At 78.1% G+C, this 1,709-nt stretch carries 2 protein-coding genes; both read right to left on the bottom strand.

Features of this window, described 5'->3' with window-relative positions; translation table 11 throughout:
* Positions 1–1,015, bottom strand: a 1,015-nt coding sequence (gene mycP, locus AC51EU_RS30240) for a type VII secretion-associated serine protease mycosin (RefSeq protein WP_496270283.1), incomplete at its 3' end; no start/stop codon positions are given.
* Positions 1,012–1,709: hypothetical protein (locus AC51EU_RS30245; RefSeq protein ID WP_496270284.1), on the bottom strand; the 698-nt coding region annotated here is incomplete at its 5' end. The genes mycP and AC51EU_RS30245, both read right to left, overlap by 4 nt.

A 1,709-nucleotide genomic window follows, 5' to 3' on the forward strand; every position in this document is an offset into this window, starting at 1 on the left:
AGACGGGCGACGGTTTCCGGGCCGCGGGGGTGAGGGAGCGGCCCGCTGTGATGGCGGCGGCGGGGTCGACGAGTCCGGCGCCGCGGGCGTCGTCGCGGCCGCCCTCGGGCTTCTCCTGCGCCGTGCCGGTGAGCAGTTCGCGGATCTGGGCCGGGCTGAGGCCGGGGTGGGCGGCGCGGACCAGGGCGGCGGCGCCGGAGACGAAGGCGGCGGCGGCGCTGGTGCCCCAGCCGATGTAGTACTTGCGGTCGGGGTTGGCGATGACGACGTCCTCGCCGGGGCCGCTGACGGTGGCGTACCAGTGGCGGGTGGAGAACGGGGCGCGGGCCCCGTAGCGGTCGACGGCGGTGACGGCTATGACGCCCGGGTAGGCGGCGGGGTAGGAGGCGCGGTTGCCGTCCCGGCCGCCGTTGCCCGCGGAGGCGACGACGGTGACGCCCTTGCCGAGGGCGTACTGGATGGCGGCGTCCTCGCGGGGTTCGGGGTGGGCGGAGGTGCTGTCGTCGCCGAGGGAGAGGTTGATGACGTCGGCGCCGTGGTCGGTGGCGTAGCGGATGCCGTCGGCGAGGGCCCCGGCGCGTTCGGTGCGGGCGCGGGCGCGCTGCGGGTCGTGGTCCTCCAGGATCACGCGGACGGGCAGGATGCGGGCCTCGGGGGCGACGCCGAGGATGCCGTCGGCGCGCCCGGGGCCGTGGCCGTGCCCGGCGATGATGCCGGACATCGCGGTGCCGTGCTGGGCCCAGTCCCCCTCGCCGGGGCGGGCGCCGAAGCCGACCAGGTCCTTGAGGGGCAGGACCTGGCCGGTGAGGTCGGGGTGGTCGCCGTCGACGCCGGTGTCGAGGACGGCGACGGTGATGCCCGCGCCCTTGGTGGTGCGCCAGGCGTCCCGGGCGTGCAGGGCCTCCAGCGCCCATTGCTGGGCGCGGATGCCGTCGGCGAGGGCGGGGGACGCGGGCAGTGCGGTCAGCGCGGCGGCCAGAGTGAGGACGGTGGTGCGCCGTGCGGCGTGGGTCATGGCGTCGCCTCCGTGGTGCGCCCGACGGCGCCGGACGCCGTGCGGAAGGCTTTCTCGACCTGGTCGGCGAGGCCCTTGGCGTCGTGACCGAGGCCGGATTCCGCGGCGGTGGTGGCGGCGCCGGGGCGGGTCGCGGCCTCGGCGGGCCGGGGGTGGGCCGTACGGCCGTCGGCGAACCCGGAGACGGCGTAGACGACGACGGGGATGTCGGTGAGCACCCGCACGGTCCAGCTGACGCGGTGGCCGGGGCGGAAGCCGGCGGCGGGCGTGCCGGGGGCGGCGTACGGGAGGGGGATGTGGTCGGCGCGGGTGCCCCGGGCGTTCAGGCGGGTGCGCAGGGCGCGCATGGCGGGCCGGTCGGCGGCGGTGGTCTGGGCGCCGACGGTGATCAGGGCGGTGCGGGTGGCGTCGGTGTACGTGGCGCGCACCAGCCGGGCGCAGCCGGCGGGCGCGAGGTCGGCGGCGAGCGCGGGGTCGTGGGCGCCGGAGCAGTCGCTGTCGGGGGCGACGGCGATCCGCGTCCAGTTCCGGTCGGCGCCACCGGGTCCCGCGCCGAGACCGTGGACGGTGGGCGGGAACAGGGTGTCGACGGGCGCCTCGTGCCAGACCTCGCGCCCCTTGGCGAAGGCCGCCTCGGCGGTGGGCCCGCCGCTGCCACGGCCGGTGAGCCAGCTCCCGGCCGCCGCACCACCGA

Source organism: Candidatus Streptomyces philanthi (assembly GCF_059553635.1).